The organism is Nonomuraea sp. NPDC049750 (assembly GCF_040659625.1).
In the GTDB taxonomy this organism is placed as follows: domain Bacteria; phylum Actinomycetota; class Actinomycetes; order Streptosporangiales; family Streptosporangiaceae; genus Nonomuraea.
In genome coordinates this window covers 33,369-45,651 of sequence record NZ_JBFANB010000045.1, presented here as the reverse complement: position 1 = coordinate 45,651, position 12,283 = coordinate 33,369, and the positions used below count along the sequence as shown (strand labels likewise).

General features: G+C 72.3%; 9 protein-coding genes. 3 read left to right on the top strand and 6 right to left on the bottom strand.

The window, feature by feature from the left end:
- Positions 1-21: 21 nt before the first annotated feature.
- The 3 genes from AB0J16_RS54780 to meaB all read right to left on the bottom strand — a co-directional run bounded on the left by AB0J16_RS54780 (position 22) and on the right by meaB (position 4,370).
- Positions 22-957 (bottom strand): acyltransferase domain-containing protein, encoded by a 936-nt coding sequence (locus AB0J16_RS54780; RefSeq protein WP_358555780.1) that lies wholly within the window; start codon positions 955-957, stop codon positions 22-24.
- A gap of 5 nt (positions 958-962) precedes the next feature.
- A complete protein-coding gene (locus AB0J16_RS54775) occupies positions 963-3,269 on the bottom strand; it encodes a CehA/McbA family metallohydrolase (RefSeq protein ID WP_358555777.1) in 2,307 nt (768 codons plus the stop codon).
- Between the two features lie 135 nt (positions 3,270-3,404).
- Positions 3,405-4,370, bottom strand: coding sequence for a methylmalonyl Co-A mutase-associated GTPase MeaB (meaB, locus tag AB0J16_RS54770; RefSeq protein WP_358555774.1), 966 nt, complete (start codon positions 4,368-4,370; stop codon positions 3,405-3,407).
- A 108-nt stretch (positions 4,371-4,478) separates the two neighbouring features.
- Between meaB and AB0J16_RS54765 the strand changes: the two genes are divergently transcribed.
- The 3 genes from AB0J16_RS54765 to AB0J16_RS54755 are packed head-to-tail and all read left to right on the top strand — an operon-like array spanning position 4,479 to position 7,353.
- The gene (locus tag AB0J16_RS54765; protein WP_358555771.1) at positions 4,479-5,975 is read left to right on the top strand and encodes a protein kinase; all 1,497 of its coding nucleotides are present in this window, start codon (positions 4,479-4,481) and stop codon (positions 5,973-5,975) included.
- Between the two features lie 2 nt (positions 5,976-5,977).
- On the top strand, positions 5,978-6,844 hold the full coding sequence (locus tag AB0J16_RS54760) for a serine/threonine-protein kinase (protein WP_358555769.1): 867 nt from the start codon (positions 5,978-5,980) through the stop codon (positions 6,842-6,844).
- Positions 6,841-7,353, top strand: coding sequence for a hypothetical protein (locus AB0J16_RS54755; RefSeq protein WP_358555766.1), 513 nt, complete (start codon positions 6,841-6,843; stop codon positions 7,351-7,353). Before AB0J16_RS54760 ends, AB0J16_RS54755 begins: the two co-directional genes overlap by 4 nt.
- A gap of 7 nt (positions 7,354-7,360) precedes the next feature.
- Here AB0J16_RS54755 and scpA read toward each other — a convergent pair whose 3' ends face one another.
- From scpA to AB0J16_RS54740, 3 genes are all read right to left on the bottom strand, one after another.
- Positions 7,361-9,631 carry a methylmalonyl-CoA mutase gene (scpA, locus tag AB0J16_RS54750; RefSeq protein WP_358555763.1) on the bottom strand — a complete coding sequence of 757 codons (2,271 nt, stop codon included), beginning with the start codon at positions 9,629-9,631 and terminating at the stop codon, positions 7,361-7,363.
- Positions 9,628-11,421, bottom strand: coding sequence for a methylmalonyl-CoA mutase subunit beta (locus tag AB0J16_RS54745; RefSeq protein ID WP_358555760.1), 1,794 nt, complete (start codon positions 11,419-11,421; stop codon positions 9,628-9,630). The genes scpA and AB0J16_RS54745 overlap by 4 nt, the downstream gene beginning before the upstream one ends.
- A gap of 66 nt (positions 11,422-11,487) precedes the next feature.
- Complete coding sequence (locus tag AB0J16_RS54740; protein ID WP_358555757.1) at positions 11,488-12,264, bottom strand: N-acetylmuramoyl-L-alanine amidase; 777 nt, start codon at positions 12,262-12,264, stop codon at positions 11,488-11,490.
- Positions 12,265-12,283: the final 19 nt, after the last annotated feature.

Below are 12,283 nucleotides of genomic sequence, written 5' to 3'. Positions count from 1 at the left end.
ATCATCCGCGTATCGCCCTGGTCAGAGCCTGAGCCAGCCCGCCCGGCCGTACCATTCGCCGCCCGCGGCGAGGTGGTCGGCGATGGCCCGCTCCAGCCGCGTCCGGCGGGGCCACTCGGCCGCGGCCTTGGACCCGAAGACGAAGTCGAGCACGGCACTGGGGTCGCCCCGGTGCAGCAGGTGGAAGCGGCGCTGGAAGGCGACGATGTTGGAGCTCGCGGGCAGGTAAACGGCGAGCTGGTCGTCGAGCAGCCACGAATGGCACGTCGCGACGAGGAAGCGTTCCTCCGGGAAACAGCGCGGGAAGAACTGCCTGGCCCCCTCGAACGACGCGTCGCAGGCGGCGGGCGTGAGGGGGCCCTTGAAGTCGGGGATGTGCACGCCCAGCGCCGGATCCCCCGGCCCGGCGGGCAGCCCCGCCGCCGCGACGCCCTCGCCGGTCCTGGTGCCCATCCTGACCCGCTCGAACTGCAGCCTGCCCAGCTCGTACAGGATGCCGCGGGCGTGCCGCATGAACCACCTGGGGTGGTGCAGGCCACCGGTGCCGTGCCGCTTGCGGTGCGCGGCCATGTTGCGGCCCAGGTCGGCGAGCGTGGCCCGGGAGACCTCCTCTGGGACGCCGTGTCCGCGGTGATACCGCCTGGTGTACGGCAGGGCGGCGACGTACACGTGCACGAAGAAGTACGGGCCCAGCTCGGGCAGGGCGGGAAAGGCAGGGGGCGGGTCGAGGCTGCCCATGGCCGACACCAGCGCGCCGACACACCGTTCGGCCAGCCACCACAGCGGGCCGCCCGGCTCCGGCAGCGTGGCCAGGACGGCGCCGATGTCCTCGTGCGGCACGGCGAGCCTGACCAGCTCGTCCGCGAGGTCGTCGGGGAAGGCGATCTTGGCGGGACCGCCGGATTCGAGGTGGCCGAGCCAGTCGGGGTGGTCGCGGAGCAGCGTCTCGATGTCCATCGACCTCAGCGTAAACGCGACTGGTAAACCGCTCTGGCCTGTCGCAGCACGGCCAGGTGGTCGACGAGCTGGTCGCGGGCGGCCAGCCTGGCGTGCTGCTTGATGAGATCTTCCAGCAGTTCGAGCCAGTCGAGGCACCACCGCACGTCGGCTGGCGTGGCCACCGGTCTGCCGTCGACGTCTACGTACACGGGGCTGGTCAGGGCGTAGCCGGTGTGGTTGAGCGTGCGCGGGTGCGGGTCGCACAGGGCCTCGGCGACCACGTACGTGGGGCGGTCGGTCTCCAGCTCGACCGTCACGCTCAGCACCTCCTCCTCGCCGCGCCAGTGGACCGTGGGCGGGCGCCCACCGGCCTCGAACCAGTCGCCGGGGCTGGTCGCGGGCTCCAGGCCGCGTACCTCGCCACCCCACCGCTCGCCGGCCGGCAGGCGCTCCGCCCCGGCGCGGACGCCCTCCGCCGTGCGGACGCGGACCGCCGTGACCTCCGGGCCGATGGCGGTGGCGGTGACCGTCAGCCGGTCGCCGCGGCACGTGTCGATCGTGTCGCCCGGCCCGTACCCGTCGACCGAGAGCTCCAGCCAGGGCCCGGTGGTGGCGAACGTACGGCCGGCCCGTACCGCCTCGGCGAACGACGCGGCGGTCAGCGCGCCCTCCACCTGGGCGTAGACGCGGGCCCAGCCCAGCGGGTTCGACTGGTTGCCGGCCCGGGTGAAGGAGATCATGGAGTCGGTGCCCGCCGTGACGGCCAGCCGGTTGCCCGCCCCGATCAGCCGCCGATACACCGCCGCGCTCGCCGTGATCGAGGAGTGGGTCAGCACGTCGAGGCTGTCGACGAGCCCGAGCGCGGCGTCGGCGACCAGCTCCCTGGCGGCGCAGTTGCGCGGCGCGGGCCAGACGATGGACTTGGGCGAGTCGCAGTCGCCGATCGGCTGGTGGAACGGGTGACTGTAGCCGACGAGCGCCCCCAGGCCGCGCAGCTCGCGCAGACCCTCGGCGTTGGGCGGCCAGTCGGCGTCCCCGTCGAACCCGGCGTGGAAGCGCTCCGGCGCCGCCCGTGGCGCGAAGGCGTAGACATGGCCGAGCAGGTCGTTGCGGTATTCGGCGCCCATCCTGGCCAGGTGGGTTCCATCAGACCAGGGCAGGTCGGCGCCGCTCCAGTGGTCGAGCGCCGCCCGGTCGTAGACGCGGCTGCCCGACACGTTGCCGGCCACCAGGTTGAGCACGTGCAGGTCCTCGCCGTGCTGCGCCGCCGCCGCGTCGGCCGGCAGGCCGACCACGTCACCGGCCCAGTTGAGGTGTACGTGCATGTCGCCGCCGTACCAGCCGAGGGCCGCGGCGTCGTAGATCCTGCGCGGGGCCAGCCGTACCAGGTGCCCCTCGCCCGGCTCCGGGGTGATCTCCGCGGTGGCCGTGCCGTACTCCATGCCCCTGGTCACCGTGACCGTCAGCGGCTCGGCCGGGACGCGCAGGACGAGGTCGTCGCCGTGGAAGTACGGGCGGCCGTGGAAGTCGTGGCGGTGCGGGGTCGCCTCGGGGAACCAGCCCTGTCCGTCGGCGCCGGCGACACTCCACCGGCAGGGGAACCCGGCGCTCAGCCGTAACGTGGCCGCCGGGGCCGTCCTGGTCAGCCCGTCGATCGGCACGGGTGCTCCGTCGACGGTGACCGTGCTGTCGCCGTCGATCTCGACCAGCCAGGCGCCTCTCGGCGCGACGACCCGTTCGGCGCCGTCCACGACGACGATGCTGGCGACGTCGCGCCGCGAGTCGACCAGCATCGCGAACCGCGGCGGTCCGGTGCGATCCGCACGGTCCGGCGGCCCGCCTGTCGCGGGGTCCGGCTGCGCACCAGCCGTGGGGTTCCGCTGCGCGCCCGTCGCGGGGTCCGGCTGTGTACCAGCCGTGCCGTTCCGCTGCGGGCCCGTCGCGGGGTCCGGCACGGTGTGCGGTACGCGGTCCAGCAGCGCGCGTGGCGTGCAGTCCAGTACGGCGCCGCCGGACGTCAGGCGCAGGGCGGCCAGGTGGGCGGGCAGTTCGCCGTCGAGCGCGTCGCGCAGGAGCTCGTCGAAGTCCAGCTCCGCCAGACGGGTGGCGAGCAGGTCCTGGGTCTCACCGGGGTGACGCTCGGCGAGGCGGCCGTAGGCCAGCCGCCAGAACCGGTCCATCTGGGCGGGAGGCAGGACCCTGCGCCTGGCGAAGAGCTTGACGTAGTGGATCTCCGGCTCGCCCCAGGTGATGCCGTGCTCGCCGAGCAGCCGCCCGTACTCCGCCAATGCCTCTGTGACCGACTCCGGCAGCCCCGACTCCGCACCCATATGCCCCTCCGAGCCTCGATGGGGGCAATAGTGACATGAATCACGTCACTGACTGATTACGGGGCGTAGAAGCGGATGGGATATACCACCCAGCGGAGGAGGAATCTCAACCCGAGACCCACTCACCTATGCCGATCACCGGCGCGGGCGCTCGAAAGCGGACAGGAGACGGTCGGCCGCGAGGGCCGGGGTGAGGGTGCCCGCGAGGACGTCCCGCTCGACCTCCGCCGCGATCGCCGCCACCTCCGGCGCGTCCCGGAGCTCGGCCACCAGCCGGTCGCGCACCAGCGTCCACGTCCACTGCACCTGCTGGCGGCGGCGCTTGGCGGCCAGGTCCAGCGACTTCTGGTGGGCCAGCACTTTGCGCCACAGCTCGTCGAGCCCCGCGCCCGTGAGGCCGCTGCAGGTGAGGACCGGCGGCGGCACGCTGTCGGAACGCAGCATGCGCAGCGCCCCCGCGAGCTCCCGCGCCGCCTTGCGCGCCGCGGGCTCGTGCTCGCCGTCCGCCTTGTTGACCGCGATGACGTCGGCCAGTTCGAGCACGCCCTTCTTGATGCCCTGCAGCTGGTCCCCGGTACGCGCCAGGCTGAGCAGCAGGAACGTGTCGACCATGTCGGCCACCGCCGTCTCCGACTGACCGACGCCCACGGTCTCGACGAGCACCACGTCGAACCCGCCCGCCTCCACCACGACCATGGCCTCCCTGGTCGCCTTGGCCACGCCGCCCAGGGTGCCCGAGGTGGGCGAGGGCCGGATGAAGGCGGCGGGGTCCATCGACAGGCGGGCCATACGGGTCTTGTCGCCCAGGATGCTCCCGCCGGTCCTGGTGGAGGAGGGGTCCACGGCCAGTACGGCGACCTTGTGGCCCTGGCCGGTCAGCATGGTGCCGAGGGCGTCGATGAAGGTGGACTTGCCCACGCCGGGCACCCCCGAGACGCCCACCCGCGTGGCCCCGCCGGACAGCGGGGTGAGCTCGACCAGCAGCCGCTGGGCGAGCGCGATGTGGTCCGCCCTGGTCGACTCCACGAGCGTGATGGCGCGGGCGATCCAGGTACGCGAGCCTTCGCGCACCCCACGGGCATAGTCCTCCAGCGAGCGCACTCGCCCCCCCTTTCTCAGGCTTGGTCAGCTTAACTTCCGACAGATCCTGACTTTTGGCGCTAGGGTGCTGGACGTCTATTCTCAGCTGTCACAGGAGTCACTCCGCTTATGCCCAATGTCGAACCCCTACGAGCGGGCGACCCGGCGGCGGTGGGGCGTTATCGGCTCGTCGGACGGCTGGGCGCGGGCGGTCAGGGCGTGGTCTACCTCGGCCAGGCGCGCAACGGGGCACCGGTCGCGATCAAGGTACTCCGCGAGGACATCGCGGGCGACGACCGCTTCGCCAAGGAGATCGCCGCGGCGCGGCGGGTGGAGCCGTTCTGCATCGCGCAGGTGCTCGACGCGTCGACCTCTGGCCGGCCGTACATCGTGACCGAGTACGTGGACGGCCCATCCCTCCAGCACGCGGGCCTGCACAGCGGGGCGCGGCTGCAACGGCTCGCGGTCGCGACGGCGACCGCGCTGGCCGCCATCCACCAGGCGGGCGTCGTGCATCGCGACTTCACGCCGTCGAACGTCCTGCTCGGGCGGGACGGCCCCCGCGTCATCGACTTCGGCATCGCCCGCGCACTGGTCTCGGGGGTGACCTCGACCAGCAGCATCGTCGGCACGCCCGCCTACATGGCGCCGGAGCAGCTGGCGGGGCAGGTGGTGGGGGCTCAGGCGGACGTGTTCGCGTGGGCGTCGGTGATCGTGTACGCGGCGTCGGGGGTGCCGCCGTTCGGCGACGACTCGCTGCCCGCGGTGATCAATCGCATCGTGCACAGCGAACCGCAGGTGGGTGAGCTGCCGGAGCCGCTGCGGTCGGTGGTGCTGAGCTGCCTGGCCAAGGATCCGGCCCGTCGGCCGTCCATGCAGGACGTTCTGCTGCACCTGCTCGGCGGACAGTCCCGACCTCCGGCACCGCCGGAGCAACCTGGCTACGATCCCGCGCCGGACCAGGGCGGATATGGTGCCGCACCCGAGCAGGCCGCCACTCAGGTGAGCCCGCAGGCGGCCGGGGGCGACGGCAAGGCGCGGCCCCGGCGGCGGCGTGTGAAGACCGTAGCCATCGCGGGCGCCTCCGGCATCTCGGTGCTGGCGCTGGGCGCGGCGATCGTGTGGCTGACCCCTTCGACACCGCAGCCGAAGACCAAGAACCTGTCCGGCGTCTCCACGCCGACCTCGTCGGCCACCTCCCCCACGCGTACACCCCGTCCGAAGAAGACCCGCACGTCCCAGCCGACCCCGGACCCCGCGAGCCAGAACGGCACCCCCAACGCGGACCCGACGGCCACGTCCGTCGCGGGCGGGCAGCTCAAGGTCCGGTACGTCCGCGCCGGCGGCGCGCTCGACAACGGGTGCTACTCCGGTGGCCAGGTGACGCTCAGGGGGCTGGTCCAGCGTCAGGGCGATCCGCTGAACTTCAGCTTCGCCTGGGTCATCGACGGCAGGACGGTGTCGCGGTCGACGGCCACCATCCCGCAGGACGGCGAGCTGTATCTGACCTCGCCCCGCAACATCAACGGCAGCGGGAGCACCCACCTCGCGACCCTGCGGATCACCTCGCCCGTGGCCAGGCAGCGGAGCGTCTCCGTCACGCTGTGCCCGGGTGAGACGAACTGACGATGGCCGCGGAACCGCTCCTGCCGGAGGATCCCGGCGCTGTCGGCCCGTACCGGCTGGTCGGGCGGCTGGGCGAGGGCGGCCAGGGCGTGGTCTACCTGGCGCAGGCGCCGAACGGCGGGCCGGTCGCGGTCAAGGTGCTGCTGGACGGGCTGGTCGGCGACGACCGCTTCGCCAAGGAGGTCGCGGCGGCGCGGCGGGTGGAACCGTTCTGCATCGCGCGGGTGCTGGACGCCTCGCTGGGCGCCCGGCCGTACATCGTGACCGAGTACGTCGAAGGCCCCTCGCTCCAGCAGGCCGGTCGGCACACCGGCGCGGGCCTGCAACGCCTGGCGGTCGCCACGGCCACGGCGCTGGCCGCCATCCACCGTGCGGGCGTCGTGCACCGGGACTTCAAACCGGCCAACGTCCTGCTCGGTCCCGGCGGTCCCCGGGTCATCGACTTCGGCATCGCCCGCGCCGCCGGCTCCGCGCTCACGGTCACCAGCGGCATCGTCGGCACCCCGGCGTACATGGCGCCCGAGCAGTTGTCCGGGACCGCCGTCAGGGCCGCGGCGGACGTGTTCGCGTGGGCGTCGGTGATCGTGTACGCGGCCTCGGGGGTGCCGCCGTTCGGAAACGACGCGCTGCCGGCCGTCATCAACCGCATCCTCAACAACGAACCCCAGCTCGGCGACCTGCCGGACGGGCTGCGGCCGATCGTGTACGCCTGCCTGTCCAAGGGCCCGTCCCGCCGCCCCACCATGCAGGACGTCCTGCTGCGACTCCTCGGCGGCACGGCGAACCCTCTGGCAGCGGCTCACGCGACAGCCCCCGGGCAGAGCGGGGGTGGGCATGCGGGTCACGGACCGGCCGGAAACGCACCGTGACGCCCACCACCAGCCCCTCCCCTACCGGCGCTTCCCCCACCAAGACCACCGGAGCCAAGGGCAAGCAGTCCGCGACGCCCTCACCCGGCCGCAAGCGGCCCACACACGACACGAAGACCACCAAACCCGCCACCGAACCGAGCGCGAAGCCCAGCACCACCGCGACCGAACCCGCCACCAACGCCACCACCGAGGCGACGGCCGCGAGCGGCGGGGTTCGATCGGTGACCCTGCGGCCGGAAGGCATCGACCTGGGCGGCTGCTGGCGTAGCGACCTCAACGTGTACGCCGTCATCGACGGCCCCAAAGGCCACGCCTTCACCTACCGCTGGCTCGTCGACGGCCAGAACCTGGGCCGCACCCCCGCCGAAACACCGTACAAGGTCTACCTGCCGGCCGGGTCGTTCAAGACGCAGGGCAGGCACCGGGTCGCCTTCAACGTGGTCAGCGGGGGCAGCCGCCAGAGCGTCATCACCGTGAACATGTGCGCGATGAACAGGCTGGACTGAGGCCGGGTCAGTGCCCCAGGCGGGACGCGAGCTCCACCAGCAGGTCCAGGGCGGCGTCGGCGATCACCGTACCGGGCGGGAAGATCGCCGAGGCGCCGGCCGCGCGCAGTTCGTCGAAGTCGCCCGGCGGGACGACACCGCCGACCACGATCATCACGTCGTCCGCGCCCAGCGCCGCCAGTGCCTGCCTGAGCGCGGGCACTAGGGTCAGGTGCCCGGCCGCCAGCGAGGACACCCCGACGATGTGCACGTCCGCCTCGACGGCCTGCCGCGCCACCTCCTCCGGCGTCTGGAACAGCGGGCCGACGTCCACGTCGAACCCCAGGTCGGCGAACGCGGTGGCGATCACCTTCTGGCCGCGGTCGTGTCCGTCCTGGCCCATCTTGGCCACCAGGATGCGCGGGCGACGGCCCTCGGCGCGCTCGAAGTCGGCGCTCGCCCGGCGTACCCGCTCGATGTTGGCGGCCGGGCCCGCCTCGTCGCGATACACGCCGGAGATGGTACGGACCTGCTCCGCGTGGCGCCCGAAGACCCGCTCCAGCGCGTCGGAGATCTCGCCCACGGTCGCCTTGGCGCGGGCGGCGTCGACCGCCAGTTTCAGCAGGTTGTGCTCGAGGCCGGGGGCGGGCTCGCCGGCGGCCTTCGTCAGGGCGTCGAGCGCGCGGGCCACTGCGCCGCCGTCGCGTTCGGCCCGCAGCCTGCGCAGCTTGTCGAGCTGCTGCGCCCGCACGGCGCTGTTGTCGACCTTGAGCACCTCGATCGGCTCGTCGGCGTCGGTACGGTACTTGTTGACGCCGATCACGGGCTGGCGGCCCGAGTCGATGCGGGCCTGGGCGCGGGCCGCGGCCTCCTCGATGCGGAGCTTGGGCAGCCCGGCCTCGATGGCGCGGGCCATGCCGCCGGCGGCCTCGACCTCCTGGATGTGGGCCCAGGCGCGTTCGGCGAGATCGTGGGTGAGGCGTTCGACGTAGTACGAGCCGCCCCACGGGTCGATCACCTTGGTGGTGCCCGACTCCTGCTGGAGGAGGAGCTGGGTGTTGCGGGCGATCCGGGCGGAGAAGTCGGTGGGCAGCGCGAGCGCCTCGTCGAGGGCGTTGGTGTGCAGGGACTGGGTGTGGCCCTGGGTGGCGGCCATGGCCTCGACGCACGTACGGGCGACGTTGTTGAACGGGTCTTGTGCGGTGAGGGACCAGCCGGAGGTCTGGGAGTGGGTACGGAGGCTCAGAGATTTCGGATTTTTCGCGTTAAATCCGGAAACGAGGTTCGCCCACAGGAGGCGAGCGGCCCGGAGCTTGGCGACCTCCATGAAGAAGTTCATGCCGATGCACCAGAAGAACGACAACCTGGGCGCGAACCTGTCGACGTCCATCCCGGCGGCGACACCTGCCCGCAGGTATTCGACCCCGTCGGCCAGGGTGTAGGCGAGTTCGAGGTCGCAGGTGGCCCCGGCCTCCTGGATGTGGTAGCCGGAGATGCTGATGGAATTAAACTTCGGCATCTTTTCACTGGTAAACGCGAAAATATCCGAAATTATGCGCATTGATGGGCCTGGGGGATAAATGTAGGTGTTGCGGACCATGAACTCTTTGAGGATGTCGTTCTGGATGGTCCCGGCCAGCTGCTCGGGCGCCACCCCCTGCTCCTCGGCCGCCACGATGTAGAGGGCCAGTACGGGCAGGACCGCGCCGTTCATGGTCATCGACACCGACATCCGGTCGAGCGGGATCCCGTCGAACAGCTGCCGCATGTCATAGATCGAGTCGATCGCCACCCCCGCCATGCCCACGTCACCGGCCACCCGCGGATGGTCTGAGTCGTAGCCCCGGTGCGTGGCCAGGTCGAACGCCACCGACAGGCCCTTCTGCCCGGCGGCCAGGTTGCGGCGGTAGAAGGCGTTGGAGTCCTCGGCAGTGGAGAAGCCCGCGTACTGGCGGATCGTCCAGGGCTGGTTGACGTACATGGTCGGATAGGGCCCGCGCAGGTACGGCGCGGCGCCGGGATAGGTCCGCAGGAAGTCGAGCCCGTCGAGGTCGTCGGCCGTGTAGACCGGCTTGACCGCGATCCCCTCGGGCGTCTCCCAGACCTCGGCCGCATCGGGACTCGGCTGGGCTGCCTCGGTGTCCCCGGCGGGGTGGGCGGGCTGAGCGACCTCGGTTGGCCGGGCGGCCTGGGCGGCCTGGGCGGCACCTGCGGCGGGCTGGGCGGGCTCGGCCGCATCCGCAGCGGGCTTGGTGGGGGTCGGGTCGGTCAGTGGGATGGCCGAGAAGTCCGGGATCATCGCGTCACCTCCAGGTCGTCGAAGGTCGTGCGGAGCACGGCGAGCGCGTCGCACCCGGCGTAGAGGCAGTCGTCGACGCCTTCGTAGCTCCCCTTCCCCGCCAGCCAGATCTTTCTCGCGCCCGCCCGTCTCAGCGCGGCGGCGACCGCCTCGGCGTGCAGGCCGTACATCTTGTCGCTGGAGCACAGGCAGGCCACGTCGCTGCCGCTGACGGCGAAGGCGGTGGCGATCTGGTCGGGGTCGGTCCCCGGCCCGGCGGTCTGGATGGCCAGGCCGCCCGCCTGGAACAGGTTCGCGGCGAACGCGGCACGAGCCGTGTGGGCGGCGACGGGCCCGAAGGTGGCCAGGAACACCACGGGCCGCTCCGGCTGCGCGTCAGCGAGATCCCGCAGCTCCTCGAACTCCCGCGCGTACCGGATCCGCGGCAACCCCTCATCCGGGAGCGCGCCCCCATTCCCAGAACTCTCCCTCGCGACCGCGCCCTCATCCCCGGCGCTCTCCCCCGCGAGCGCGCCTCCGTCAACGGGGCTCCGGCGGACCGGTTTCTCGTCGAGGTGGGGGAACTCGCTCACGCCGGTGATCGGGAAGCGCCGGTGGGCGATGTCGTCGGCGCGGCGTTCCCTGGTCGCCGCGATCCGCTCGGCGACCAGGCCGGAGGCCGCCATGATCCCCCCGGCGGCCTCGATCTCCTGGAACCAGGCCCAGGCGCGGTCGGCCAGGTCGGCGGTCCGGCGCTCGACGTACCAGGAGCCGGCCGCCGGGTCGGCCACCCGGCCCGCCCCGGCCTCCTCCAGCAGCAGCGCCTGCGTGTTGCGCGCCATCCGCCGGGCGAACGCGTCCGGCACCCCCAGGCACGCGTCGAACGGCTGCACGGTCACCGCGTCCGCGCCTCCCACCCCGGCGGCGAAGCAGGCGATGGTGGTGCGGAGCAGGTTCACCCAGGGGTCGCGGGCGGTCATCATGGCGGAACTCGTCACCGCGTGCTGCCGCTGCCCGCCGTCCGCCGCCCCGCATACCTGGGCCACCCGCGCCCAGAGCGTACGGGCGGCCCGCAGCTTGGCGATGGCGGCGAACTGGTCGTCGGTGACGGCGTAACGGAACTCCAGCTGCCCGAACGCCTGCTCGACGGTGAGCCCCGCACCGGTCAGCGCGCGCAGGTGCTCGACGCCCAGCGCGATCGAGCAGCCGAGCTCGTCGGCGTCGCTCCCGCCCGCGTCGTGGTACGGCGTGGCGTCCAGCAGGACGGCCCGCATCCCGGGGTAGCCTTCCACGCACCGCGCCGCCAGCTCGGCCGTCGTCTCCCGGCCGGCCGTAGCGATCGAGGCGCCCAGGTTGCCCGTCGGCGAGACGCCGCGCTCCGCCGCCAGCCCGAACAGGGTCTCGGCGGCCTCCCGCACCTCGGGCCCGGCCTCCAGGACGATCGGCGCGAGATCCAGAAGGACCTCCCGCAGCAGGTCGGCGAGGTGAGCGACCGGGATCGCGCCGGCACCCAGGACCAGCCAGAGCGAGGTGACGCCGTGCTCCAGATCGGCCAGTACGGCCTCGGCGTCGGCCACGGCGTGCCGCTGCCGCACATCCCACCCGGCGCGCGCTCCGGGGGCGCCCTTCCTCAGGGTCTTGGGGAGATCGGCGGCGTCGTAGAGCGGCGCGAGCGTCACCCCGTCGTACGTGATGCTGGACAGCGCCTCTTCGGGCGACCCGGCTTCGACACCCGTCTTACGCAGGACCTCAAGCGCCAGCGCCCGCCAGTCATCCCGATTGGTGGGGGGAAAACCCGCTACCAGATGCATGTTCGGATAGTAGGCGTTGCCCTGTTAGGCGAGGAACCCCGGGTTCGCCCCTGACCGACCCCACCGTCAGGGCAGCGGTGCCTCCCAGCTCAGCCGCCAGGTGGTCGGACCGACGATGCCGTCGTCGTCGATGCTCACGCTGCGCTGGAAACGACGGCACACGTCGCGCGAGGCGCTGCCGTAGGCGCCGTCGACGTCGATCTCCCAGCCGCGTACCTTCATCTGCTGCTGCCACGTACGCACGTCCTCGCCCTGCGTCACGGGCGGGTACTTGAGCAGCCGCCCGGGGAACGGCGGCGCCGTCGGCAGCTCGGGCCCACCGCCGCCGCCGTCACCCGGCCGGGGCGCGCCGCGCTTGACCCACGCGTAGAGGGGCTCGCCGGGGCAGTCGGTCGAGTAGCCGTCCCGGTGTCCCTTGATCTCCTTGCCCGCCTTGCCGCGTTCCCGGACGTACTCGACCGCGTCCAGGATGCCGTTGAGCAGGCCGTCGGGCGGCTCCACCAGCCCGGCGTTGCCGACCAGGCCGAGCACGGCGTAATGGCCCGAGTTGAGCCCGGCCCCATTGGCCGCCGGTAAGTGGTGCAGCCCTCGCCCCTCGAACACCTTCCGATGCGGGCACGCCACGAACGAGTAGCCGATGTCGATCCAGCCGTTGCCGTCCATGTGGAAGCCCTGAATCGACTGCACCAGCGACACGCAGCCCGCGTGGTCGGCGACGATGCCCGGCTCGACCCGGCCGCCCGTGTAGTGGACCTTCACTCCTTTGGTGGAGTCGAGCTGTGTGTAGTCACCGTGCGGCGCACGGGCGTGCCAGTCACGCCGTAACACGAGGTCGATGGCCACCTTGTGTCTCCGGGGGTAG